The sequence below is a fragment of the Alteromonas sp. genome (assembly GCF_984505615.1).
This window is the reverse complement of the sequence record NZ_CFHOXV010000025.1, coordinates 1-24,465: the sequence shown is the minus strand read 5'-3', so window position 1 is coordinate 24,465 and position 24,465 is coordinate 1. Positions and strand designations below refer to the sequence as shown.

The window sequence follows — 24,465 nt, the reverse complement described above, 5'->3', positions numbered from 1 at the left end:
ATTAAGTTTCATATATAAATATTTTGGTAAGGCCAAATAGGGTTTTTAATTGTCTTTTACTCGCTTATGCAGTAATCTCTCTATAATTGGCATGACCAAATTTGAGGTTGCAGATGATTGAAACATGGCGCTGGTTCGGACCCGGCGACAGCATTACGCTTGAAAAAATCCGCCAGGCAGGCGCGACCGGTATCGTAACATCGCTGCATGATGTGCCCACCGGTGAGGCCTGGCCACTCGAAACGATAAAATCCCGTAAAGCGATGATCGAAGATGCCGGCATGCAATGGGATGTAATTGAAAGTATTCCTGTGCATAACGACATTAAAAGTCGTACCGGCAATTATCGTGAGCTTATCGAAAACTATAAAACGTCGGTGCGCAATGCCGGCGCTGCCGGTGTCACGACCGTGTGCTACAACTTTATGCCGGTGGTGGACTGGACCCGCACGAATCTGACTTATCAACTTCCTGATAAAAGCTATGCACTACGCTTTGAATATTCAGACTTCGCTGCATACGATGTGTTTGTAATGCAGCGTCAGGGTGCTGAGAATGATTATTCTTCTGATATGCTGAACAAGGCGAAAGCACGTTTTGATGCCATGTCAGACGCTGAACGGGAAATGCTGGAGAAAAATATCATTGCCGGATTACCCGGTGGTGAAGGTTCTTACAACCGCGAAGGGATCAGAGATACCATTCAGCAGTTTATCGATCTCGGCGAAGACGGCTTACGGGCCAGCCTGTTTGAATTCCTTGAAGCTGTCATTCCGGTAGCAGAAGAAGCCGGGGTGAAAATGTGTATTCATCCTGACGATCCGCCGTTTTCTCTTTTTGGGTTGCCCAGAGTGGTGTCTACCCAACAGGATGCAAGGAAGATCCTGGAAGCAGTGCCTAGCCCTGCAAACGGACTCACCATGTGTGCCGGCTCCTACGGTGCCAGAGGCGACAACGACCTTATTGCCATGGTTAACGAGTTTGCAGAGCGGATTTACTTTGTGCATTTACGCAATGTAAAACGGGAAGATGACGGTTCGTTTTATGAAGCCGCCCATCTCGACGGCGACAATGATATGGTGGGGCTGGTACAGGCGCTGCTGAAGTGCGAGTCCAGCCTGGGATGTCAAATTCCAATGCGCCCTGACCATGGCCACACATTAAGTGATGAGCAGGGCAAAGCGGATTTGAAACCCGGCTATTCCTACCTTGGCCGTCTGAAAGGTCTTGCAGAACTGCGCGGGCTTATTTGCGCCGTGTCCTACATGAATGCAAAGCACTAGTCGACTGCCCAGTACGGCGTATCGCCGTATATCGACAGCATGTAATCAATAAAATGGCGCACGCTTACCGGCGTGTGCTGTGATTTCGGATAGACAAAGTGAATATCCTGCGGCGACTTCCGGATAGCCGGTTTATACGCATCCAGCACAGGGATCAGTTTGCCTTCCCGCACACTCTCTCCTACCAGCCAGTCAGGAAATAAAACCAGTCCCATTCCTTCCCGCGCAGCCGTCAGCAGCGCTTCCGCATTATTAGACGTCATCAGCGGTACAAATTGTTGTTGTGTCCAGCCCGAATCAGGCTCGTGGAAAAACCACGGGTTAGTCCCGCTGAAACCTTTATACACCAGACACCGGTGTTGTTTTAAATCAGCCGGGGATGTCAGCGGTGTATTGTTCTTAAGATAAGCCGGTGATGCCGCCAGAAAGTAACGTTGTTCGCAGATTTTTCTTGCCCGCAGGGAAGAGTCCGGCAGGGCACCTATGCGGATAATCACATCGGCGTCACCTGCATGAGGATCGATAAACGCATCTGTTAAAGTAAGCTCCACCTGCACATCCGGGAACAGTTCGGAAAACTCCGCCAGAAACGGGGCAACATGATGTTGTCCGAATTGAACCGGTGCGTTTATTCTCAGTATGCCACCGGGTTCGCCATCGAAGTCCTGTAAATGCTGCTGCATCTCCATCAAAGATTTTTCAATTTCTGATGTATAGCGGAAGAATATTTTTCCCTGCTCGGTGGGAGCCAGTGAACGGGTATTACGATAAAACAGCGGCTGCCCTGTGGCATCTTCCAGTTGCTGAATGGCTCTGGAAACCAGAGACGGTGAAACCCCTTCCTGCCTGGCGACGGCTGACAAACTGCGGGCTTCATAAACCGCGATGAATAGCTTAAGAGTTCGGAGTGTGACTTGATTCAATAAATTCATTTATGCGTAATATGCAAAAATTTTCTCTGAATTATCGTGTTTTTCGCAAATTTAGCAATGGTTAAAATACACTTTTTCAGGAGAAAAGTGCGGAGCCTTCCAGCTCCGCATCAATAAGTTACCAGTGCTTTATACGGCAACCTTTCAGCGCATAGAACAGTATGAAGCCATAGCAGGGTATAGTCATCCAGTAAGCATTCAGAACACCATATGCATCAGCAATCGCGCCGAAAACCATTGGTAACACTGCGCCACCGGCAATACCCATGATCAACAGAGCTGAACCACGTGCAGTGAATTTACCCAGGCCTTCCAGTGCCAGGGGCCACACCGCCGGCCAGACAATGGCGTTGGCGAGGCCCAGAAGGGCGATACACGCAAGCGGATCCGGCAGCGTGGTGACACCGGTCCAACCCCAGATAACAGCAGAAATACTGTCACTGGCAGGGTCTGTAAAAGGAATGGCAACCGCGAGTAACATGCCCAGTACCGCTGACAGGGTAAGCAACTGATGTTGGGTTAGTACCCGCGGGATCAGTACCAGACCCAGGGTGTAACCGATTACCATAAAGAACATGGTATAGGAGGTCAGTCCCAATGCGCCTTCTACGCCAAGTTCAGAACCGGCAAGCCCGATAGTGTCACCGGCAATGACCTCTACGCCCACGTAGAAAAACAATGCAGCCACACCCAGCACCAGCTGGGGAAACTGTAAAATAGAGCCGTTTTTCATGCCACTGGCATCAAGGGTTTCATCTTCTTTATCTAAATCCAACTCAGGCAATCCGGAAAAACGCAGCGCTACCGCCAGTAACAACAGCGCAACGGCCATGCCGATATAAGGCGTTACCAGACTGTCAGCCAGAGACTGAATTTGCGCAGCCTTTTCTGCTTCCGGCAAAGCAGCAATACTCTGCGCCGTTACGCCGGAGAATTCACCCAGTACCAATGCGGTAAATACCACCGGTGCCAGCCAGCCTGCGCCTTTATTCAGCAGGCCCATTATCGATATGCGGGCTGCAGCGGTTTCTGAGGGCCCGATTTTTACCAGATAAGGGTTTGATGCCGTTTGAAGAATAGTCAGTCCTGAACCCACAATAAACTGTGCGGTGATAAACAGGGCAAAGGTTTGGGTCTCTGCAGCCGGCACAAACAAAAAGCAACCGGCGGCTATCATCACCAGACCCAGCGACATAGCGTTGCGGTAACCGGTTTTATTCAACACAAACGACATGGGCAGAGCCATGACGACGTACGCAATGTAAAAGCTGAATGCAATCAGCAGCGCTTCCATGCCCGACAACTGACACACAATTTGCAGAAAAGGGATCAGTGCACCGTTCAGCCAGGTAATGAAACCAAACACAAAGAACAAGGTGCCGATAATGGCCATGGGCAGCAATACTGCACTGCCGGAAGAAGAGGTTTTACCTGTTGTCATTATTATTTCCTTCAGATTAAAAGGGACGGGCCCTGCAAGCCTTACGACATGCAAACTCCGTTACGCCAGACGCGCTGAACCTGCAAGGCGTCGTTTACCGCAATCCAGTTGGCCTGCGAGCCGGTTTGTAATGTGCCGATACTTGATGAAAGCCCAAGAAAATTTGCCGGTGTTGAAGTGGCCATTTTCAGGGTACTTTCCAGCGCAATGTCTAAATCAAAACGGGTATGCTGAATGGCTTCTTCCATGGTCAGCACCGAACCGGCCAGTGTGCCGTCTGCCAGTTTGAGCGTTGGTCCCTGACGCAGCACCTTAATGCCCTGATACATAAAGTGGTCAGCATCGCTGGCCGCCGGAGCCATGGCATCGGTCACCAGCATCAGCTTGTCGTCACCCTTCAGGCGGATGGCCAGAGTGGCACTTACCGGATGCACATGCTGATGATCAACTATCAGTCCGCAGTACACATCATCACGGTATAACGCACTGCCTACCACGCCGGGTTCCCGGCTGGTAAGGGCTGACATGGCATTGTAGAGGTGTGTTGCGCCGGTTGCGCCGGCATCAAAGGCTTTAAAGCAGGTGTCTGCATCTGCGTTGGTGTGACCGGCTGATACAATAACGCCGGCGTTCACCAGACGGGTGATGTCTTCAGGAGATACGGTTTCCGGCGCGACGGTAAGTAACACCCGGCCTAAGTCTTTGCGGGTAAAAAGGGCAAACTCATCGTCACTCAGGGGGCGGATATGCGCCGCACTGTGCATGCCCTTTTTCGCCGCAGACAGGTGCGGGCCTTCAAAGTGAACGCCCGGAATGGCGGCAGGGTCAGCCTTATGCGCTTCAGCAATAGCATCAGCACCGGCAGACATGACGGCAATATCGTCGGTGATCAGCGTAGGCATAATACTGCCTGTGCCGGTAGTCAGGTATGCACGGGACATCTGCAACAACGAATCTGCCACCGGCGCTTCATTAAACTGCACACCGCCGCCGCCGTTAACCTGAACATCTACCATGGCCGGCATGATCAGGCCATCCAGCACGTCGTGCTGCCCCGGCTCAGCATCAGGTGTCACCGACGTAATGCGCCCGTCTTCTACCGTGAATGCCACGTTGTTTAGCAGGCGGTAGCCATCAAAAAATTGTGAAGCAAAATAACCCATGAATTAAACCGTTTCCGTGACTTTCTTCAAGCCTACCGGATTATCCGGGTCCATGTTAAGGGTTCTCGCTGCAATTTCGATATCCAGATAAAAACGCTGCATGATCAGCAGCGGTGCAACCAGCGGATGCACCTCGTCATCTACTTTCAAAAGCGGAAATACCGGCGCGCCACGGCGCTTCACTTCTTCAATTTGTCCGCTGTGAAAACTGGCTGAAGCATCCGGCACGTGTACGTCAATAATGGCTACGCCACGGTTCAGCAAGGCTACCGGTCCGTGCAGGAACTCTGCGCTGCTGAACGCTTCGGCCTGAACGCCAAGTACTTCTTTCATTTTAAGGGCAATTTCGCGGGACACCGCATAACCAAATGCACGGCCAAGTACGACGCAGCGCTCCATAGGCTGAAGTACCTCAGCAGTGAGTACAGGTGCCTGTGCAATGGTGTCGTCAAGCCGGTCAGGCAACGCACTCAGTGCTTCGCGAAGTGCCTGGTTGTCTGAGCACGCCGCCACAATGGTCAGCAAAGCATATAAACTGGCGAGATAACTTTTCGTGGCAGCTACTGCCACTTCCGGGCCGGCTTTAAGGGGCACAAAGAAATCGGCCAGATCTGCCAGCGGTGAGCTTTCATCGTTAACCAGCGCAACAACCAGAGCGCCTTTTTCCTTTGCCATTTTTGCCTGAGCAAGAATGTCAGGGCTGCGGCCAGACTGGGAAATCACGAACACTAACGCTTTTTGTAAACGCAGTGACTTGCCGAATACACTGTTCACCGACGGTGCTGCGGCGGCTACCGGTAAACCCAGCTCTGTTTCAATAAGGTATTTACCGAAGACACCGGCGTGGTCAGATGTACCACGGCCAATCATGTACACAAATTCCGGGTCTTTTTGCTTAATTGCTGCCGCCAGCGCGGTGATTTGCGCCGCGTTGTCACGTAATTGTGTGCGGAAAACGTCAGGGGTCTGCGACGCTTCAGCAGCCATTTTTGTTGCGTGTGCCATTCAGGCCTCCTTAAATGCCTGCCGTGCCAGCGAAACCGCACCGTATTCAGGGGAACACAATGCGGGGCTCAGCAGCCGTTGAATAGTATCAGGGATCTGACTGCTCCAGTACGATGCCAGTCCGCCAATCATGGTGATACGCCGTGCATCCAGCGCCTGTAATCTTGTTAGCATTTTGGTTAGGTACACAGTACCTTCGTCAATAATGGCCTGCGCACCGGCGTTATTCTGCTTCGCAAAGTCCAGTATCAGCGGGGCCAGTGCGGCGTAATCACCGGAGCGGTAGTGCAGGGCCTTCGCAACAATATCTTCCGGTGTTATTACGTTAAGTTGCTGACACACCGCCGCCGTGAAATCACAAACCGGTTGTAACGCATCCATCGCTTCCAGGGTGTGACTGATTGCCCGCCAGCCAAGCCACGCGCCGCCGGCCTTATCGCCCAGCGGGAATCCGTGACCGCCAATACAGGTATGCACATCATTCACGCTGGCAAAGGCTGAACTGCCCGTGCCGGTAATTAAAATGGCACCTTCGCTGCCGCCGTGTGCGCCGGTGCAGGCAATGTGTAAATCGGTAGTAATCATGGTACTGGCGAAGGGAAGCTGCCACTTTTCTGCAATTTCCCGGTAGGCCGGAATGTTCACCCCGGCCAGTCCCAGGCAGGCATGCACCTGAGACAGTGCATCTGCCGGCAGTCCGGCTTCCTTTACCGCTTGCATGGCAGCGGCATTCACCGAGTTATACGCGGTCTCTGCAGATTGTGCAGGATTTGACGGGCCGGAAAGCCCTTCGCCAAGCAGTTCGCCGTTCAGGGATTCAAGGCGGGCTTTGCATTTAGTGCCGCCGCCATCGATACCAAGAAAATACTGTTGCTGAATCACTCACGGGTTCCTTGCTGTTGGATAGATAAAATAGAGAATAAAAAACGTTGTAAGATCAGATTTTGATAAAAATCTGTTTGCGGTAGAGCCAGTACACGGGAATAAAACAAATACCCACAAACATCACTACCCAGGTAGTGGCACTGGCAAATTCGCTGAAGCCTGCCTGCAAAGACCACTCAACCCATGAAGCGTGAACGGATGTACCGGCTATTTCCCAGTCCAGGCACTTCTCGATAATGACGTGCAGCACATAGGCGGTAATCGCATTGGCACCAAAGATGACCGGAATGGCCGTGCCGGCACGGTGGCCTTTAATATCGGTATACCACACCATCACCGCCAGAATCATTGCGCCAATCCCGCCGGTGGCCAGCACGAAAGAACTGGACCAGATTTGCTTGATGAACGGAAAGCCCAGGCTCCACACACAACCGGCACAAAAGGTGAGAAAGCCGAATAAGAAAAGATGCATCACGGCGTCTCTTAACTCACCTTTGGCGGCAATGATAATGCGGCCCATGAGCATACCCATGATGCCGGTAACCACAGAAGGGAAGGTGCTGAGTAAACCTTCAGGATCCCATTCACCACGCCACAACATGCCGGGCATGAATCTGTCGAACCAGTTAATAATGTTCTCGCCCCGTTCCAGGTGACCGGCGGGTAAACCCGGAGCCGGCACAAACAGCACAAACAGCCAGTACAGTACCAGCAGGGCAATGCCGGTTTTAATAATCGTACGTACAGAGCAGTAAACCGCCAGATAGCAGCACACCAGATACACCAGTGCGATACGTTGCAACACGCCAAGAATACGAACCTGCTCGAAGTGGGTGTAGAACAGGTTCACCACTAATCCCAGTGCGAACATAATGCAGGTGCGTTTCCACACTTTTTGCAGCACAGGTTTCAGATTGGGGGAATCAGCATGAATATTCTTAAAGCCCAGGCTGATTGCGACACCCACAATGAGGATGAAAAAGGGAAATATCAGGTCGGCAAAGTGAATGCCATCCCAGAATGCGTGGGACAACTCACCATAGGTATTCGGACTGTTTGCCACAATCATGGCCATGATGGTCAGGCCGCGGAATACGTCCAGCGACAATAAACGGTTTTTCTTTTCGGTGTTATCAGCCGTGTTTGTCATGATCAACTGCTTCTTTAGTAATCAGGGTTTTTACGTTAACCTTGCTTTGTCAACGTTGTCAAATGTTATTTTGGTGGAATAAAATACGATAAGACAGGGGAATGGCAGGACAGGAATGTTGCGGGCCGTCTCCATAGCCTTTATGCTCCTGAAAGACAGGAATTTTTTTGATCATGGCAGTCACTATGAAGAAGCCGACAATTAAGGATGTGGCCAAGTTAGCGGGGGTTTCCTTTAAAACCGTTTCCCGTGTGGTCAACAACGAAGCCAGCGTCAGCGATGAAGTACGCACCAAAGTGCAGGAATGTATTCACAAACTGAATTATCAGCCTAATCACACCGCACGTACTATGCGTAAAGCGCCTTTCTCACTGGCGTTCGTGTACGACAACCCGAACAGTCACTATGTGATTGAAATGCAGAACGGCATCATTTCAGAGTGCCGCAAGCGCGGGTTCGAACTGGTTATTCATCCCACCGACTCCCGTTCCGAAGAAGTGGGTAAAGAACTGGCGGCCATGATTGGTTCAAATCAGATAGGCGGGGTGATTCTTACGCCGCCGTTATCCGAAAACCGTGAACTGGTTACTTTTCTGCTGAACCGGGATGCCAAGGTTGTACGCATCCTGTCCGGTTCAGAAGCGCCGGATACACTTGCACCGGTGGTTCATGTGGACGATGTGGAGGCCAGCCGTAAAATGACAGACTACCTGCTTGATCTCGGACACAAGCGTATTGCGTTTCTGGGCTATCATGCCTCTCATGAATCCAGCCTCGGCCGCCTGCGTGGTTTCCGTGAAGCCCACGAAGCACGGGGGCTGGCAGTGGATAAGAACCTCATCGTAGACGGCGAATTTACCTTTGATTCGGGTATGGCGATGACGAAACAGGTTCTCAGTAATGACAATAAACCCACCGCTATTTTTGCATGTAACGACGAAATCGCAGCCGGCGCAGTGTTCATGGTGCGCCTGAATCAGTTGCGGGTTCCGGAAGACGTTTCCGTGGCCGGATTCGAGAACAGTCCGTTTTCAATTCAAACCTGGCCACACCTCACTACCATCAATCAGCCAAATTTTGATATCGCCGCTTCCGCCGCCGAAATGGTGATCAAGATGATGCAGGCGAAAGATGTTCACACCGTGGAATCTAAAGGCTTCAGCCTCGAACTGGTGGTCAGGGATTCCGCTGCGCCGCTGAATTAATTTCCTGATATTCCGGAACAACCGTGTCATAAATTTTTCATTTTGATGTTTGACAACGTTGACACGCGGTGATAGCGTCAAAAACAGGATGATGAAAAAATCACCGTAAAACAAAAATAAAAGAAAACATATTCAGCGACGTTGCCTGAAGCTGAAACGATAAAAGTGTTGAACTGATGGGAAACGCAAATGAACTATGCACTTCCGAAGAAAACCCTCATTGCCAGCGCGCTGCTCTGTGCTCTGAACCCTGTTGCTTTTGCGCAGGAAACTGCAACGCCTGATGAAGACCAGATTGAACGCATCGACGTGACTTACCGCTCCAGCCTTGTGCAGGCAGCGGCTATCAAGCGGGATGAAACCAAAGTTGCCGATATCATCACCTCAGAAGATATCGGTAAATTCCCTACCGAGAACATTGCTGAAGCGATTCAGCGTATTCCCGGTGTACAGATCTCCAACATTAACGGTCGCGGCTCCACGATCAGTGTTCGTGGTTTAGGTGCGCAATATGCGCGGACGACCGTTAATGGTCAGACAATGGCAAACGCCGATTTCACCGGCGGTTTCCGTTACGACATTATTCAGTCAGAACTGGCTTCAGCCATCTCGGTGATCAAATCTCCCAGCGCTGACATGGACACCGGTGGGTTATCCGGCACAATCAACATCGATACTACCAAGCCGCTGTCTTACGGCGAGCGTAAAATTGTGGCATCGGTAAAAGGTCAGTATTCAGAATTTTCACCTACTGACGATGTTACGCCGAAAGGAAACATTACCTATATCGACCAGTTTGCTGACGATACTGTGGGTATTTTCCTGAACGCCGGTTATCAGGAACTGGATGACCGCGTAGATAACTTCTGGATGGGCCGTTGGTTCCAGGACGACGAAGGCAATGATTATCCACGCCGTCCCCGTTACCGTCGTATCGACCGCGAAACCAAGCGTTATCTGATGAACGGTGCCGTGCAGTGGCGTCCGACTGACAGCTTTGAAACCACCTTTACTGCCATTTATGCCGACGACGATACTTATCAGGATTTGAACCAGCAGGTATTCCTGTTCGACCGTGATGACATCACCCTGCTTGGCGAGCCGGTTGGCGGCGTATACACCAATGTGAGAATTGATGATTTCACGCTGGAAAATAACCGTCAAATCGAGGAAAAAGGCGCAACCAGTAAAGCCTTTACCTTGCAGTCTAAATACGAAACGGAAAACTGGATAATCTCAGGCGTGGCGCACTATACCGCCGGTGATGCTACAGAAAGCGAAGAAGCCGCTATTCTGGCAACCACCGTGTCTGCCACCATGGATATTTCCGACAGCAGCAATGTTATTTTTGATGTGGATGAAGATCTCACCGACCCGGCGCTGTATCCTTACGACATGCCCCGTAACGAATATCCCAACGGTGCAACACGTATTGTGGATACCTCCGAAAAGGCACTGCAATTTGATGCTGAACGCATTCTCGATGGCGACATTTTCACGTCTTTCGCATTCGGCGTGAAGTACCGTCAGGAAGAGTTTAACCGCGAAGTATACCGTACAGACCGTTTCGCCATTGGTGATGCAGACCCTGCAGACTTACCGCTGATGTCTGAATATAACTTCATGGTGACCGACTTCCTCGATAATCAGATGTCAATTCAGCATGCCTGGATTGCACCGGATATTCAGGCTTACCGCGATGCGCTGGTGGCAGAAGGCGTAACTATTCCTACCTTCTTTGCGGCCCAGTCGTCTTACGGTATCGAACGTGACATTTTGTCGTTCTATTCCGAGCTTGAGTTCGACACCATGTTAGGTGATTTCCCGTTCCGCGGTAATTTCGGCGGCCGTTACGAAACCACAGACCGGACTATCAATACTTACCTCACCGGTGAGCAGAATCCGGATAACGAAGAAATTCGCATGGTGGTGGGTGAATACGATATCGATTATGACTACACCAACTTCCTGCCCAGCATGAACCTGGTGTTAGAGCTCACCGATGAAGTACAGGCCCGTTTTGCTGCAGCAAAAGTGCTGGTGCGTCCTATTCTGACGTCCAATACACAAATTGCTGCATCAGAAACCTCAGCGTCTAACTCCTTCGGTACGACTACCTACACCATCGATCTGGGTCAGCCGGAAATGAAGGCAATGACCGCAGACCAGGCAGATTTAGGTCTGGAATGGTACTACGGTGAAGGTGACAGCCTGGCGTTAACCCTGTTCTGGAAAGAAATTAAAAACGGCTCTGTCACCGAGTTTGTTTGTCCGGACAGTTACGACGGTGTGGCGCTGAGCGGCACGGCAGCAGACTGTACCGACAATGAAGGTAATATTTATGAGATTACCAGCACCTACAACGATGACTCCGGTACCACCATCAAAGGTTATGAGCTTGGCTGGAACCAGGGACTGGACGAATGGCTGCCCATCAAAGGTTTCGGTTTCTCAGCAAACTATACCTTTATTGATGCGGAAGACGGTGAAGACTTTGTACTGACCAATTCTTCTGAAGAAACCTGGAACTTCATCGGCTACTGGGAAAACGAAGTGTTCAGCGCGCGGGTCGCACTGAACCACCGCAGCCCGTATATTCAGGACAGCAACGATGCGTTCTTCGCCCGTGAAGGCCGCGTGGTAGATGGCCGCGATCAGATAGACGTGGTACTGAGCTACAACGTGACTGAAGAACTGAACCTGCGTTTCGGCGCGCTGAATATTAACGGTAACGATGAAGAAGCCTACTACACCGATGAGAAGCCGGTCTGGCAGACCACCAGTGTACTGGGTACAAGCTACTACCTGAGTGCAATGTACTCATTTTAAAAACGCGGTGTGCGCTGCCTGTTAACGCAGCGCACGTTTTTTACAGGATAAAATCAATGCGTAAACCTATGTCTATGCCGGTCAGTGCGCTGTGTCTGGCAGTGGCGTTTGCCTTAAGTGGCTGCGGAACACCGGCAGAGCAACCCCGCGCCAGTGAAAGTGAAACCGTAGCCGTGCAAACCCCTGTGCAGGCCGTCCTCAGCCGGGTCACCGGTGGTCAGGCAGGGCACATTTCCACCCGTAAAGTTACCGACAACGAACCTGAGTGGTACGAAGTGAATGTAACAAACGGACAGGCGGAAATCAGTGGCAACAGCGATGCTGCCATGGCATACGGTGCATATCAGTATCTGCGGGAGCAGGGCGCGTTATCGGTAAGCTGGGAAGGCAACCGCGTAGCCATGCCCGACCATTTTGCTGACTTCGACGGGGCGAAAATCGCTACACCGTTTGATCAGCGCGCATATCTGAATGTGTGTGCCTACGGCTATACCACTCCCTGGTGGGACTGGGCGCGCTGGGAGCAGGAAATAGACTGGATGGCCTTACACGGTGTGAATAACCCCGTGGCAATGGAAGGTCAGGAGTTTGTGTGGCAAGCCCTGTGGAAAGAGTTCGGTGTAACAGACAGCGAACTGGATACGTATTTTTCAGGACCTGCGTTTACGCCCTGGCAGCGCATGGGTAACATTGAAGGCCATGAAGGCCCGTTACCGCAAAGCTGGATTGAAAAGAAACACAAATTGCAGAAACAAATTCTGGCACGTATGGACGAGCTCGGCATGAAGCCTGTTGTTCCGGCGTTCAGCGGGTATGTACCCAAAGCGTTCACCGAACGTTTCCCCGATGCAAAAATTTACGAAATGCCGAAATGGACAGGGTTCGAACACGAAACCTACTGGCTGGACCCGGCAGATCCCTTATTCGATAAAGTGGCAAAACGCTTTATTGAAATCTACACCGCCACCTACGGCGAACACGAATACTATTTATCTGATGCGTTTAATGAAATGCTGCCGCCGGTGTCAGAAGACAACCGTTACGCCGACCTGGCTTCCTACGGAAAGCGTATTTACCAGTCTATTCAACAGGCTGCGCCGGATGCTACCTGGGTGATGCAGGGCTGGATGTTCGGTGCTGATGAAGAGTTCTGGGATCTGGAATCCATTGAAGCCTTCTTGAAAGATGTACCGGACAGCAAAGCCATGATCCACGATATCGGCAACGACCGTTATCATGTGTGGCAGCGTACAGAAGGCTTTAAAGGTAAGCCGTGGATCTTCGGATTCATTCATAACTACGGCGGATCAGACCCTGTTTACGCTGACTTTGCAGACTACACAGAACAGCTGGATGTGGTAACGCATTCAGAAAATAAAGGTGCGTTAACCGGTTTCGGTGTATTCCCTGAAGGTATTCACAATAACTCTGTGGCCTATGAGTTCCTGTTCGATTTACCCTGGCAGGCAAAACCGGACATGCAAAGCTGGATAGCCACCTACGCCAACGCGCGGTACGGTAAATCGTCTCCGGCGCTGATGAATGCCTGGGATAAGCTTATCGACGGTGTGTACTCGGTACGTTACTGGACGACCCGCTGGTGGGAAGGGTCAGCAGGTGCTTACTTACTGTTCAAGCGACCGACAACAAATATCACTGAATTCGAAGGTAGCCCGGGCGATCTCGCCAGCCTCGACGCAGCCATCATGGAACTGCTGTCTCTGGCTGACGAATACGCAGATTCCCCGCTGTTTATCTACGATCTGGTGGACGTGACAAAGCAGTCAGTATCACTACATGTGGATTTAATGTTGCAGGAAGCCGTATCTGCTTATCAGGCAAAAGACATTAAAAAAGGCGATGCGCTGACGGCACAAATCACCAGACTGGTTACACAACTGGACGCGCTGATGGGATGGCACCAGGAGTCTCTGCATACCTGGTTGTCAGATGCAGCGGCTTACGGTGACAACAAAGCAGAATCTGACTTTTATGTGAAGAACGCCCGCCAGCAAATTACCGTGTGGGGCGGTCCTAAACTGAAAGACTATGCGTCTAAAGCCTGGCAGGGCATGTACAAAGATTTCTACCTGCCGCGCTGGTCGCAGTACTTGTCAGCACTTCGTGCTTCAGTGGTGTCTGAGTCATCTTTTGATGATGAGGCACAGCAGCAGGCACTCATTGAATGGGAGAATGCGTGGACAGAGCAAACCACCATTCCCGCGCCGGTCAAACCGGACAACCCTGTGTTGCTCGTTAACGGGTTAATGATGGAAGTTTCCCGTTAACAGCCTGCCCGCCTGTGGTTGGGCAGGCGGGCTTTTTCTTTCCGTATTCCTATCTTATTGCTGCGCCATCAATGCCGTATAAAACTGCACGGCTTTTACCAGGTTCGCTGCCGATATCTTTTCATTGGTGCCGTGAATACTGCCAAGATCTTCTGAGCGTAACACCATAGGCGCAAAGCGGTAACTGTCGGTTATTTCGCTGTAAAAGCGGCTGTCTGTAGCGGCAATGGTGAGGCCCGGCGTAATAATGGCATCCGGATAAACAGCCCGTGTGGTCTGTACCATCTGTAAAAAACCTTCGTTACTGCTGGATGCTACCGGTGAAGGCTCGGTGAATTCTCCCGCTTCCACTGTTACCCGGTCATCGTTAATGGCTTCACGCACCCATTCTGTCACAGATTCCACCGAATCCCGCGGGTGCAGCCTGAAATTAATCGTGGCCGTTGCGGTGGCGGGTAATACGTTAGATTTCACGCTGCCTGACAGCATGGTGGGAGCCGTGGTGGTGCGCAGCATGGCATTACCGCTGGTACTGCTGCCTACAACAGAATTCAACAGGGGTTTAAACAGCCACATATTGGCAAATAGCAACCGCTTGGTGAAATCCATATGCCGGGCTATGTCGCTGTACATCTTTTCACTAATGCCTTCCAGCCCGCCGGGTAACGGCGCGTCGTGCAGCTTCATCAGCGCTGCGGCCAGAATGGTTACCGCAGTATCCTGTGGTGGCATGGAGCTGTGCCCGCCTTCACCTTCTGCGGTGAGCGTCAGTGTTAAATACCCTTTTTCCGACAGGTTGATACTGGCAATGCCTTTATCGATACCCGGCACAATGCCGTCCAGTACATAAGAGCCTTCATCCAGCGACCAGGCAGGCGTGATCATTTTATTTTTAAACCACTGCGTGACTGCAATCGCACCGTCTGTGCTGCCAATCTCTTCGTCATGGGTAAGGGCAATATAAATATCCCGCTGTGTGGCGATGTTCTCTTCCAGCAAGTGTGTGGCAGCAGCCATCAGTGTGATGACAGAATTTTTGTCATCCAGTGCGCCACGACCCCACACTTCACCGTTTTTAATGACGCCGCCGAACGGTGGATACGTCCAGGTACGCTCTGTACCCGGGTTAACAGGTACCACATCGTAATGGGCTGAAAACAGCACCGGCTTTAACGCAGCATCCTGACCTTTCAGGCGGAACAGTAAGGTGTGAGTATTCAGGCGCACCAGTTCTGCTTTTTCGAATACCAGCGGATAGGTGGCGGCCAGCCATTCCTGAAACGCGGTGAAGCTGGCGTAGTTGTCAGGATTGCCGTTTTCATACGAAACGGTTTTAAAGGTCAGTGCCTCAGCCAGCTGTTTAGCCAGCAATTCATCGTCAGGCTGAATCAACGTGATGTCTGCAGACGGGGCAGGCTCCTGTGGCGTGAAACGCATGGCGTTAAAAATCAGTACGCCAATCAACAGAACAATCACGACACCCAGTGACAGGAAAAAACGCTTCATACTCTTATCCTTAAATGAGCAGGCAGTTTAACTGACAGAATCAATGTATACCTTCACCGCGCGGCGCATAGAAGGGAAAGCAATATTATCCGGATTAATATCATCCGGTTTCAGCCATTTTACACCGGCAATTTCGCTTGCCTGAAGCGAAAATTCCGGGCGCTTTTTCAGCGTGGCAATAAAAAAGCCATCGCAGGTGTGATAACGCACACCGGCATAATCATAGGTGTTTGGTGCAGACAGCAAATATTGCCAGTCAGCAACATGAATACCCAGTTCCTCGCGGGTTTCCCGCATCAGTGCCTGTTCCAGCGACTCGTGAAAATCTACAAATCCGCCCGGCAGACCCAGCTTACCTTTACCCGGGGCTTTCGCCCGCACGGTAAACAGCAAGTGGCCGTCACACACCAGAATACCCGCTACCGCCGTGGCAGCATTCAGGAAGTAAGTAAAGCTACAGTCTTCACAAAAATAGCGGTTTTCAGATAATGAAAAAGCATCGCTCTTGCAGTTCGGGCAAAATCGCAACGGGTCTGTATTCATGCAGAAAATACATCAGTTTGATGACAGAAATTAGCGGTTAGCATGCCAGAAAATGTGCTGGCGGGGCAACTTTCTAAAACACCACACTGATTAACGCGGCCAGCAGGAATGCAATGCTGCCGAGCAGGGTTTCCATTACCGTCCAGGTTTTCAGGGTGGTCTTTTCATCCATATCCAGCAAGCGGGATACCAGCCAGAAGCCGGAATCATTGAAGTGCGACAGCACCGTTGCGCCGCCGGCAATGGCAATCACAATACAGCAGATGTCTACCGCCGAAAGGCCGGTGGTGGCCGATACGATGGGCGCCATCAGAGCCGCTGTGGTGGTAAGTGCGACTGTGGCAGAACCTTGTGCTACCCGTAAACAGGTTGAAATCACAAACGCGGCCACAATCACCGGTAATCCTGTGTCCTGTAATAAGCCTGCCAGCGCTTCACCAATCCCGCTGCTGCGCAGTACACCACCGAACATGCCTCCGGCACCGGTAACCAGAATCACACCACAGATGGGCGCCAGCGATTCTCCGCAAAGCGCTTCGGTTTTCTCACGACCAAGATCCCGGGTAAACAGAAATAAACACAGGATCAGTGTGATCAACAGCGCGACCGGGGTTTTACCCAGCATACGCAGAATATCAATCCATAAAGCATCGCCGCTTATCACGCCGGATACCTGCAACGTGTTCAAACCGGTATCCATAAATATCAGCAGCACCGGTGTTAGCAGAACAGCCAGCACCGTACTGAATGCCGGTGGGGTGGTTAACGTGGAAGAATCAGTGTTCTTATACAGCGGCGGCAGGGAGAGTACGGTTTTCTTGCCCGCATACAGGGCAAAGCAATACGCGCCCAGATACCAGGTGGGAATGGCAATCAGCAAACCAATAAGCAACAGAAGACCAATATCCGCCCCCAGTAAATCAGCGGCTGCTACCGGGCCGGGATGAGGTGGCACAAAGGCATGCATTACCGCAAACGCACCGGCTGCGGGAAACGCGTATTTGATTGTCGAGCCACCGAACTTAGCCGCCACACTCATCAGTATGGGGAACATCACAATCAGTCCGGCATCAAAAAAGATAGGAAAGCCGAAAAGTAATGACGCAACACCCAGCGCAAACGGCGCTTTTTGCTCACCGAAGCGGTTAATCAGACCATCGGCCAGCACTCTGGCACCACCGGTGACTTCCAGTAATTTGCCAATCATACAGCCCAGCCCTACCAGCAAGGCCACAGAGGCCAGCGTGCCACCAAACCCTTTCATCATCACCGGCACAATGTCATCAGCCGGAATACCGGCTACGGCAGCCGACAATACGCTGACAAGGATCAATGCCACAAATGCATGCACCCGCATTTTTATAATGAGCAGTACCAGCAGCACCACCGCGCCAAGGCCGGTAAGCAACAGGTGAGTAGGGTCGGTTCCAACATCCATAGCACGTTCTCTTATTCACAGCGTTTTACAGGTTCAGAAGCGTTTACTGAAAGCCGGCAGAAAAAATTACGCTTTAAAGCCATTCACAATCAGTAACGTTACCGGTAACATGGTACATGTTACGCTAAAAAGGTAAACAATTATTTAACACCAAAACCGTGGAGCAGGCTGCAACATTATGAGTAAAAGCGAGAGCAAACAACCGCCGGCAGGCTTCTCTGTGGTGGTCATGGGCGTAAGTGGTTCAGGTAAAACCACCGTGGCTGAGATGCTGGCGGCAGATATGCAGGCCACCTTCATCGACGGCGACGATTTACACCCCAGAGCCAACGTAAAAAAAATGGGAGAGGGCTCCCCGCTTAACGATGAAGACCGTGCGCCCTGGCTCGAACGCATCAATGATGCGGTATATAACCTGGAGCAGCGCAGCCGCAAGGGCGTGATTGTGTGCTCGGCACTGAAAAAGCGCTACCGCGACGCAATTCGCAAAGATAACAAAAACCTGGTGTTCGTGTTTCTCGACGGGCCTAAGCATGTGATTTTAGAGCGGATGGCTGCCAGAAAAGGGCATTTCATGAAGCCGGATATGCTCGACAGTCAGTTCGATGCGCTGGAACGGCCGGACATCAGCGAACAGGATGTATTAACAGTCACCATCGACAGCACGCCGCAGGAAATTGTCAGCCGGGTAACAGAGCGTTTAAAAGCGCGAAACTGCATCTAATCAGATTGTTGGTTGGCGCTTACTAACTTACAGTGTTTCCCCTGCCGTCAGGCTGTGAGGCAAGGTGATCAGCTTCTCTGCTACCGCCTCTCCCTGCAACGACGCCAGCAACAGGCGGGCTGCCTGCTCTCCCATCTCTTCCCGTGGAGTAAGTACGCTGGTTAATACCGGCGTGGTTGCGCCGCCGATATCCAGCCCGTTGTATCCCACTACTGCCATGTCTGCAGGGATCTGTTTGCCTGTTTGCCGGCAATGCAGCATCGCGCCAATGGCAATATCATCGTTCGTACAGAACACGCCGTTCGTTTGCGGATGTAACGACAACGCCTGCGCCATCAATTGTGCGCCACGGGTGAAACTGGAATGCTCCGCAGTGGACACCGTTACCGGCTGTAAGCCCATTTCTTTCATGGCCCGTTCGTAACCCTGTTGCCGCAGCAGGGTACGGCTGTCTAACCTGGCGGCAAGATAAACCGTATTCTGTTTGCCTGAATCCAGCATCCGCTTTACCACCTCATAAGCGGCCTGCTCGTGGTTCATGCCCACTGCCATATCCAACGGCTCGCCGGGCACTTCCATGGTTTCCACCACCGGAATCGCAGCCTTTTTCAGCATCTGCCTTGTGCGCGGTGTGTGTTGGGTTTCAGTGAGTACCAGGCCGTCAATCTGATACGACAGCATCATATCAATCTTGTCTTCTTCGGTTTGCGGGTTATAACCCGTGTGAGCAATCAGGGTGTCGTAGCCGTTGGCGGCGGTGACGTTCTCAACGCCCTGCACCAAATCAGCAAATACCTGGTTCGATAACGAAGGAATAATAATGCCGATGGTCTTACTGGAGGATTTCGACAAAATGGCCGGTACACGGTTTTTAATGTACCCCAGCGACGTTAAAGCTTCTGCAATTTTGGCCTGCGTAGCCGGTGCCACAGAATCAGGGGCCCGCAGATAGCGGCTTACCGTCATTTTAGTCACACCAACAATGTCGGCAATATCCTGAAGTGTGGGGCGTTTGGCAGGCATAACGTCTCTCTTTACGTTTCTTATGCCGGTGATGTTACACGTAACATGAGGAGGAGGGAATGATTCTACGGTAGGAAAGAGGTGGCAGCTACATCAATCATACGAAATGTTGAAATGGTCTGCGAGTAGATTGAGCCGCTTATCAAGCGTCCAGAGGGCTACTTCCGGAGTAATCATTGTAGAAGCTAGCAGCGACAAATCTATCCAACCACAGCCACGACCGTACAGTTTGTGATGTTCAATCATATACAACGTTTCCTCATAACTCGCCACCGGGCAACACTTCAATCTTTTCAAATCAGCGAATGTTCTAGCTCTTGGCTCTGGCGGTGTACCGCAGGCCAGTTCACCAACAATTAAAGGATGGGTGACTACCCGGTCTGATAGCAATAAAGCGCTCAGGTCGCTGTTATATTTTTTGAAATGAGAAACCCACACTGAGGTATCAACCAGGACTTTCATTGAGACTCCGGCACTTCCTTTCGCCGCGACACTTCCGCCATATCAGGTGCTTTACCGCCTAAAGACGATAGCCTTTCAGCAGCTCGCACTCTGATAAACGTGCATATCGCTTCGCGGACTAAGTCAGCCTTGTTCATGCCAGGCTCAGCGAGTTCCATCGCTGTTGTGTACAGCTCATCGTCGATCGTCACGGTAGTTCGCATTATCTATCTCAATACTAATTTTGATGATTTAGTGCATCAATAATAGCATCAATCATATTGAAGGGTGTTTAATTATTATTCAACGAAACGTCCTGAACAGAAACTGGCAGCAAGAACAGTTCGTGCATTTGTATCCAAATGTGACAACTGCTTTTAAATTCACCGGTGATCCCCATATCATACCGGTATGTGTTGCGAATAACGGGTATCAATGAAGAGCTTTCTGAAGAATGTGTTATCACCGCTGGAACCCTTGCTTGATGGCATAACGTCGGCAGGCGACTGGTTCACACGTGAAAATCACCGTTTTACCATTACCGGGTTAAGCCGCAGCGGTAAATCCATGCTGTTCACCAGTTTAATGACCATCCTGAAGTATCGCAGTGAACATCAGTATCAGTGTTTGCCGCTGCTTAAGCACTTACCCGCAGAGCTGGTAGACAGCATGTGGCTGGAGCCGGTAGACGACTTTCCGTTATTCCCCATCGACGATCACATTGCCTCACTGGAAAAGGGCGAATGGCCAGCGCCCACCGAGAACGTGTATGCGTTTAAAATGGTGGTGCGGTTAAAGCAAACCGGTCAGTTCAAAAAGTATCTGTTTCCTCATACCCATGTGGTGTTTGAGTTTATCGATTATCCAGGCGAGTGGATCACCGATTTACCCATGGCCGGCAAAACCTTTGCTCAGTGGTCTGATTCCGCGCTGGCCCAGCAAATGACCGATCCCCAGCGTTTCTACGCCAAAGACTGGCATCACACCCTGGAACAGTTCGATTTCGATAGCGACCCCACACCCGAAGCCATGCTCACGCTCACAAGCAGCTACCGCGATTATTTAAAGCGGGCGAAACAGGCCGGTATTGCCATGCTGCAACCGGGCAGTTTTTTGCTCGATGGCAGCGGGTTTAACTGGCGGGAAACCGGCTTCACGCCGCTGCCTGCAAAAATAAGCAGTGATATTACCCATCCCTGGAGCAAAGCATTCAACGCACGGTTCAGTGAATTTCAGCAAGACTGGCTGAAACCACTCCGCGCCGGTACTTTCCGTGAAGCAGATAAGCAAATCATTCTGGTGGATTTATTTGAAGGGCTGAATCACAGCAAACAGCATCTGGCACAGTTAAAAGAAACCTTAAGCCACCTGGCAGATGTGTTTGTGTATGGTGAGCAGGACTGGTTCTCGAAACACGTGTTACGTAAACAGGAAATCGGCAAAGTAGCGTTTGTGGCCACCAAATCCGATCTCGTCCCCGACGCTGAAAAGCCGCAATTACTGGCGTTACTGAAAGACGTGTGCGGCGGAGCCACCGCCAAGCTCGAACGGGAAGACGTACCTTACGAGCATTTTCTGGTGTCAGCTATTCAGGCTACCGACGAGGGTAGCAAGCCCGGTGCGCTGCGTTACACCAACAAGCATAAACAGTATGTGGAAGTACAGTTCGAACCTCTGCCGGCCCGCATTAAAGATATGTCGGCAGACGAGCATTATCCTGCGTTGTATCCGCCGGTGCCCGCAGACTATCTGCCCCGCATGTTAAACGGCAGGGGACTGGATAAACTGTTTCAGTTTTTACTGACAACCCGTTAGTTAAAGGTTTAAACATGAGTGAAACCGATTATAAAGCGCCGGAATACCGGTCACGTACCATCGAAACGCCGCTGCAGCAGCAGGCTCCCAGCCAGCAGATGCCGGCGAAAATAGATACCTCCGAATGGGATATCGACGGTCAGCAGGGCATTTCCCTGAAAGTCATTACTCTGGTGCTCGGTGCGCTTACCGTTACCGGCTTTCTGGTGTTCGATGCCATCGACTCTCTGGTCACACAATTCAGTGAGTATCCGCTGATTTCCACCGGGCTGGGCGTACTACTCGGCGGTTTTGTGGCCGCGCTTATCGCGCTCATTGTGAAAGAATGGCGTGGCTTTCGTGCGGTAGAGGCCTGTATTGAAACGCCACTGAATCTGCCCGCACTGGCAGAACTTGATGATCGCGCGGTTGCTGAAAAACGCATCCGTGAGCACGCCCAACGTTTCGGCAAAGACAGCTACGCCGCCAGATGTTACAAGCAGTACCAGAGTGCATTGCATGCAGATATGACCGTAGCGGATGTATCCGGCCTGTATGAAAGCATGGTCGCGGTGCCGGTAACCAAAAAAGCCGAAGAAGTGTTACGTAAAGAAGCTGTGGTGAGCGGAAGCCTCGCGTTTATCAGTCCGAACCATCTTATTCAGACACTGGCCATTGCGTGGATAAGCTTTCGTACCATCCGGCGTATCGCAAGAGTATTCGGATTGCGCCCCGGCACGGCCGGCAGCTGGCGATTATTTAAAGTGCTGGCACAGAACCTGGCGGCACAAAGCCTGTTTGATATGGCTACCGATGAACTGGCCAATCAGATAAGCGGATCTCTGGCCGCCAAAGTGGTAGAAAACTCAGCAGAAGCTGTGGCCGCCGGTGCGCTCAACGTGCGCCTTGGCAGAACGCTTATTAAGTTATTGCGCTAAGCACATACAGTGAAACGTTAATTCACCACCAGTCCCTCAGGCCTGACAAGCTCATCGCTCAGGCCTTTTCCCGCGCCCGGAACGATTGAGACCTGTGCGCGGGGTTTTTATTCCCTTCTATAAAATATTACTGCCGTCTTCAGGATCACGGGCCTGCTCTGCCTGACGACGTATATCGTCATTCTCACTGCTCACGTCTTCACGGTGGTCAATGGCCGCCGGTACAACAACCTTTTCCGGTTTAGCCGCAGGCGGAGCAGGGGATGGCGATGAACCGGATGATGAAGACCGCACGGAAGGCACAGATGAACCAGACTGCCTGTTCTCAGATTCCTTTTGCCCTGACTGTTCCTGCGCGGACTGATCCTGCCCGGATATCTGGCGAACCGGCACACCATCAGGAAAAACAATTTCACGGGCATCGTCTGGCATGGAAATACCTGCCTGCGTAAAGCTCTCAACCAGAATACGCATCAGCGAAGAGGCCATTTTCACCACGCTGGTGGTTTCCACATTAATCCAGAAATACACTTTCAGGTTTACGGTGGCAGAACCCAGTGTATCAATCAGCACTTGCGGCTCTGGTTCAGTCAGCACGTTGGGGTGTTCAGTTAACAGGGCCATGGCGAGGTCGCGCACTTCACCAATGTTATTGTCGTAGCCAATACCAATCACAAACTGTCCGCGCATGTTCGGGTTAGCCGTCAGGTTCTTAATAATGCCCTTGTACACAATAGAATTCGGCAACTGAATATGATTACCGTCAAAATCGACCAGCGTGGTGGCTCGGGATGTCACCTTCTGCACCACACCGGTATAAGATTCAATCTGCACCACATCGCCAATACGAAAGGGGCGCTGCACAGTAAGCAGCAAGCTGGAAATAAAATTCTCAGCGATATCCTTAAACGCAAAACCAAGAATAAGACCAATCAACCCCGTACCGCTGACAATGGCAACAGCGAATTCCGTAAGGCCTGCCATTTTAAGGAAGATGTACAAGCCGAACAGCATGATAAGGGCGCTGATAGTGCGGCGGGTGACAGAGCGGATCAAAGAACTGGCAGACACATAACGAAATGGTTTAATGATCAAACCTGAAAGGGGACCCGCCAGAAATATCAGGGCAATAAAAATAGCAAGGCCGGTAAGTACATCCGGCAGATGGGTTCCCATGGTGGTAAGGAGGGAATTGAGGTTTTCTGTTGAAGTTGACTGCTCATCCATATTGAGATTCCTTATGTGTACCATCCGTTGATACACAGGTACGACCGCGAAAGATTAATTCGCTATTGAATCGAATTTAAGATCGAATAGAATTAACGACAAGGTAAGGGGAGGTATTGCTTAACAGTTTTCCTGCCAGAAAAAGGGGGGCAGTATTTACCCTTACCGCCCGAATCTGAATAAATTACAAAGCCTTCTTCGTTGGTGCCACAACATTCGCAAATATCAAACCTGCAATAAGAGACATGAATATCAAGAACACTTCCTGTCCCACATGCTCTGCAGCAACAAAATCCTGACCGGAAATAAACGAATTCAATCCGATATAGGTTTTAGAACCCGGTACCAGCACGATTAAGCCATGCATACCCACTATGGTGTGGGGCTGGTGAGCTATACGGGTAAACAAGTTAGCAAATACACCTAGAGCAAATGCGCCGACGAAGGTGTTCAGGCCAGGCCCCATAAACTCCGCACTCCATACCGAAGCCCCATAAGCGATAAATGCCGCAGCTACGCCCCAGGGAATGTGTTTTGGTCGCGTGCGGAATATAGCTACTAGTGAGAGGCTTAACAGGAACACTGCAAGCCAGGTTCCCCATTCCGGTAGAGACTCCGCTGGCACATAAATGTTTTCGCCAAATAAAGAT

Annotated in this window: 21 protein-coding genes; 7 read left to right on the top strand and 14 right to left on the bottom strand. The window is 51.2% G+C overall.

Going from position 1 to position 24,465, the window contains the following annotated elements; translation table 11 throughout:
- Positions 1 to 113 precede the first annotated feature (113 nt).
- The gene (gene uxuA / locus AC4PME_RS13605) at positions 114 to 1,283 is read left to right on the top strand and encodes a mannonate dehydratase (RefSeq protein ID WP_119499692.1); all 1,170 of its coding nucleotides are present in this window, start codon (positions 114 to 116) and stop codon (positions 1,281 to 1,283) included.
- Here uxuA and AC4PME_RS13600 read toward each other — a convergent pair.
- The 6 genes from AC4PME_RS13600 to AC4PME_RS13575 form a co-directional block, all read right to left on the bottom strand.
- On the bottom strand, positions 1,280 to 2,215 hold the full coding sequence (locus AC4PME_RS13600; protein WP_491044723.1) for a LysR family transcriptional regulator: 936 nt from the start codon (positions 2,213 to 2,215) through the stop codon (positions 1,280 to 1,282). The two genes, uxuA and AC4PME_RS13600, sit on opposite strands and share 4 nt — an antisense overlap.
- Positions 2,216 to 2,333: 118 nt before the next feature.
- Positions 2,334 to 3,656 (bottom strand): sugar MFS transporter, encoded by a 1,323-nt coding sequence (locus tag AC4PME_RS13595; RefSeq protein ID WP_491044724.1) that lies wholly within the window; start codon positions 3,654 to 3,656, stop codon positions 2,334 to 2,336.
- A gap of 41 nt (positions 3,657 to 3,697) precedes the next feature.
- Positions 3,698 to 4,819, bottom strand: coding sequence for an N-acetylglucosamine-6-phosphate deacetylase (nagA, locus tag AC4PME_RS13590; protein WP_491044725.1), 1,122 nt, complete (start codon positions 4,817 to 4,819; stop codon positions 3,698 to 3,700).
- A gap of 3 nt (positions 4,820 to 4,822) precedes the next feature.
- Positions 4,823 to 5,824 (bottom strand): glucosamine-6-phosphate deaminase NagB-II, encoded by a 1,002-nt coding sequence (nagB-II, locus tag AC4PME_RS13585; protein WP_491044726.1) that lies wholly within the window; start codon positions 5,822 to 5,824, stop codon positions 4,823 to 4,825.
- Positions 5,825 to 6,706 carry a glucosamine kinase nucleotide-binding domain-containing protein gene (locus AC4PME_RS13580; RefSeq protein ID WP_491044727.1) on the bottom strand — a complete coding sequence of 294 codons (882 nt, stop codon included), beginning with the start codon at positions 6,704 to 6,706 and terminating at the stop codon, positions 5,825 to 5,827.
- Positions 6,707 to 6,761: 55 nt separating this feature from the next.
- Positions 6,762 to 7,859: an acyltransferase family protein gene (locus AC4PME_RS13575; RefSeq protein WP_491044728.1), complete on the bottom strand. Its 1,098-nt coding sequence runs from the start codon at positions 7,857 to 7,859 to the stop codon at positions 6,762 to 6,764.
- A 173-nt stretch (positions 7,860 to 8,032) separates the two neighbouring features.
- Here AC4PME_RS13575 and AC4PME_RS13570 point away from each other — a divergent pair, with 173 nt between their 5' ends.
- The 3 genes from AC4PME_RS13570 (at position 8,033) to AC4PME_RS13560 (ending at position 14,181) form a co-directional block, all read left to right on the top strand.
- On the top strand, positions 8,033 to 9,064 hold the full coding sequence (locus tag AC4PME_RS13570; protein WP_491044729.1) for a LacI family DNA-binding transcriptional regulator: 1,032 nt from the start codon (positions 8,033 to 8,035) through the stop codon (positions 9,062 to 9,064).
- A 189-nt stretch (positions 9,065 to 9,253) separates the two neighbouring features.
- Positions 9,254 to 11,893, top strand: coding sequence for a TonB-dependent receptor (locus AC4PME_RS13565; RefSeq protein ID WP_490709353.1), 2,640 nt, complete (start codon positions 9,254 to 9,256; stop codon positions 11,891 to 11,893).
- A 56-nt stretch (positions 11,894 to 11,949) separates the two neighbouring features.
- Positions 11,950 to 14,181, top strand: a complete 2,232-nt coding sequence (locus AC4PME_RS13560; RefSeq protein WP_491044730.1) for an alpha-N-acetylglucosaminidase — start codon at positions 11,950 to 11,952, stop codon at positions 14,179 to 14,181.
- Between the two features lie 54 nt (positions 14,182 to 14,235).
- Here the strand turns inward: AC4PME_RS13560 and AC4PME_RS13555 are convergent, their stop codons facing one another.
- From AC4PME_RS13555 to AC4PME_RS13545, 3 genes are all read right to left on the bottom strand, one after another.
- Positions 14,236 to 15,687, bottom strand: coding sequence for a M20 family peptidase (locus AC4PME_RS13555; protein ID WP_491044731.1), 1,452 nt, complete (start codon positions 15,685 to 15,687; stop codon positions 14,236 to 14,238).
- A 27-nt stretch (positions 15,688 to 15,714) separates the two neighbouring features.
- Entirely contained in the window at positions 15,715 to 16,230 is a 516-nt protein-coding gene (locus AC4PME_RS13550; protein WP_491044732.1) for an NUDIX hydrolase, read from the bottom strand.
- 73 nt (positions 16,231 to 16,303) lie between these two features.
- The gene (locus AC4PME_RS13545) at positions 16,304 to 17,668 is read right to left on the bottom strand and encodes a GntP family permease (protein WP_119499702.1); all 1,365 of its coding nucleotides are present in this window, start codon (positions 17,666 to 17,668) and stop codon (positions 16,304 to 16,306) included.
- Positions 17,669 to 17,846: 178 nt separating this feature from the next.
- On the opposite strand from AC4PME_RS13545, the gene AC4PME_RS13540 reads away from it, so the two are divergent.
- A complete protein-coding gene (locus AC4PME_RS13540; protein WP_119499703.1) occupies positions 17,847 to 18,392 on the top strand; it encodes a gluconokinase in 546 nt (181 codons plus the stop codon).
- 27 nt (positions 18,393 to 18,419) lie between these two features.
- Here AC4PME_RS13540 and AC4PME_RS13535 read toward each other — a convergent pair whose 3' ends face one another.
- The 3 genes from AC4PME_RS13535 to AC4PME_RS13525 all read right to left on the bottom strand — a co-directional run bounded on the left by AC4PME_RS13535 (position 18,420) and on the right by AC4PME_RS13525 (position 20,080).
- Positions 18,420 to 19,415, bottom strand: a complete 996-nt coding sequence (locus AC4PME_RS13535; RefSeq protein ID WP_119499704.1) for a substrate-binding domain-containing protein — start codon at positions 19,413 to 19,415, stop codon at positions 18,420 to 18,422.
- Positions 19,416 to 19,508: 93 nt separating this feature from the next.
- Positions 19,509 to 19,877, bottom strand: coding sequence for a type II toxin-antitoxin system VapC family toxin (locus AC4PME_RS13530; RefSeq protein ID WP_119499705.1), 369 nt, complete (start codon positions 19,875 to 19,877; stop codon positions 19,509 to 19,511).
- Positions 19,874 to 20,080, bottom strand: a complete 207-nt coding sequence (locus tag AC4PME_RS13525; protein ID WP_119499706.1) for a type II toxin-antitoxin system VapB family antitoxin — start codon at positions 20,078 to 20,080, stop codon at positions 19,874 to 19,876. Before AC4PME_RS13525 ends, AC4PME_RS13530 begins: the two co-directional genes overlap by 4 nt.
- A gap of 211 nt (positions 20,081 to 20,291) precedes the next feature.
- Between AC4PME_RS13525 and AC4PME_RS13520 the strand changes: the two genes are divergently transcribed.
- Together AC4PME_RS13520 and AC4PME_RS13515 are read left to right on the top strand one after the other, a co-directional pair.
- Positions 20,292 to 21,671, top strand: coding sequence for a YcjX family protein (locus tag AC4PME_RS13520; protein WP_491044733.1), 1,380 nt, complete (start codon positions 20,292 to 20,294; stop codon positions 21,669 to 21,671).
- Between the two features lie 14 nt (positions 21,672 to 21,685).
- Positions 21,686 to 22,588, top strand: coding sequence for a DUF697 domain-containing protein (locus AC4PME_RS13515; protein ID WP_491044734.1), 903 nt, complete (start codon positions 21,686 to 21,688; stop codon positions 22,586 to 22,588).
- 117 nt (positions 22,589 to 22,705) lie between these two features.
- On the opposite strand, the gene AC4PME_RS13510 is transcribed toward AC4PME_RS13515, so the two are convergent.
- Positions 22,706 to 23,815: a mechanosensitive ion channel family protein gene (locus tag AC4PME_RS13510; protein ID WP_491044735.1), complete on the bottom strand. Its 1,110-nt coding sequence runs from the start codon at positions 23,813 to 23,815 to the stop codon at positions 22,706 to 22,708.
- Positions 23,816 to 23,999: 184 nt separating this feature from the next.
- The coding region (locus tag AC4PME_RS13505) for a threonine/serine exporter family protein (RefSeq protein ID WP_491529630.1) at positions 24,000 to 24,465 on the bottom strand (466 nt) is incomplete at its 5' end.

Bases quoted from the DNA above. Each gene is read 5' to 3' on its own strand.
- AC4PME_RS13510 (WP_491044735.1), bottom strand. From the start codon at position 23,815: ATGGATGAGCAGTCAACTTCAACAGAAAACCTCAATTCCCTCCTTACC.
- AC4PME_RS13560 (WP_491044730.1), top strand. From the start codon at position 11,950: ATGCGTAAACCTATGTCTATGCCGGTCAGTGCGCTGTGTCTGGCAGTG.
- AC4PME_RS13545 (WP_119499702.1), bottom strand. From the start codon at position 17,668: ATGGATGTTGGAACCGACCCTACTCACCTGTTGCTTACCGGCCTTGGC.
- AC4PME_RS13595 (WP_491044724.1), bottom strand. From the start codon at position 3,656: ATGACAACAGGTAAAACCTCTTCTTCCGGCAGTGCAGTATTGCTGCCC.
- AC4PME_RS13535 (WP_119499704.1), bottom strand. From the start codon at position 19,415: ATGCCTGCCAAACGCCCCACACTTCAGGATATTGCCGACATTGTTGGT.
- AC4PME_RS13540 (WP_119499703.1), top strand. From the start codon at position 17,847: ATGAGTAAAAGCGAGAGCAAACAACCGCCGGCAGGCTTCTCTGTGGTG.
- AC4PME_RS13570 (WP_491044729.1), top strand. From the start codon at position 8,033: ATGGCAGTCACTATGAAGAAGCCGACAATTAAGGATGTGGCCAAGTTA.
- AC4PME_RS13515 (WP_491044734.1), top strand. From the start codon at position 21,686: ATGAGTGAAACCGATTATAAAGCGCCGGAATACCGGTCACGTACCATC.
- AC4PME_RS13525 (WP_119499706.1), bottom strand. From the start codon at position 20,080: ATGCGAACTACCGTGACGATCGACGATGAGCTGTACACAACAGCGATG.
- AC4PME_RS13575 (WP_491044728.1), bottom strand. From the start codon at position 7,859: ATGACAAACACGGCTGATAACACCGAAAAGAAAAACCGTTTATTGTCG.
- uxuA (WP_119499692.1), top strand. From the start codon at position 114: ATGATTGAAACATGGCGCTGGTTCGGACCCGGCGACAGCATTACGCTT.
- nagA (WP_491044725.1), bottom strand. From the start codon at position 4,819: ATGGGTTATTTTGCTTCACAATTTTTTGATGGCTACCGCCTGCTAAAC.
- AC4PME_RS13520 (WP_491044733.1), top strand. From the start codon at position 20,292: ATGAAGAGCTTTCTGAAGAATGTGTTATCACCGCTGGAACCCTTGCTT.
- AC4PME_RS13550 (WP_491044732.1), bottom strand. From the start codon at position 16,230: ATGAATACAGACCCGTTGCGATTTTGCCCGAACTGCAAGAGCGATGCT.
- AC4PME_RS13600 (WP_491044723.1), bottom strand. From the start codon at position 2,215: ATGAATTTATTGAATCAAGTCACACTCCGAACTCTTAAGCTATTCATC.
- AC4PME_RS13555 (WP_491044731.1), bottom strand. From the start codon at position 15,687: ATGAAGCGTTTTTTCCTGTCACTGGGTGTCGTGATTGTTCTGTTGATT.
- nagB-II (WP_491044726.1), bottom strand. From the start codon at position 5,824: ATGGCACACGCAACAAAAATGGCTGCTGAAGCGTCGCAGACCCCTGAC.
- AC4PME_RS13530 (WP_119499705.1), bottom strand. From the start codon at position 19,877: ATGAAAGTCCTGGTTGATACCTCAGTGTGGGTTTCTCATTTCAAAAAA.
- AC4PME_RS13565 (WP_490709353.1), top strand. From the start codon at position 9,254: ATGAACTATGCACTTCCGAAGAAAACCCTCATTGCCAGCGCGCTGCTC.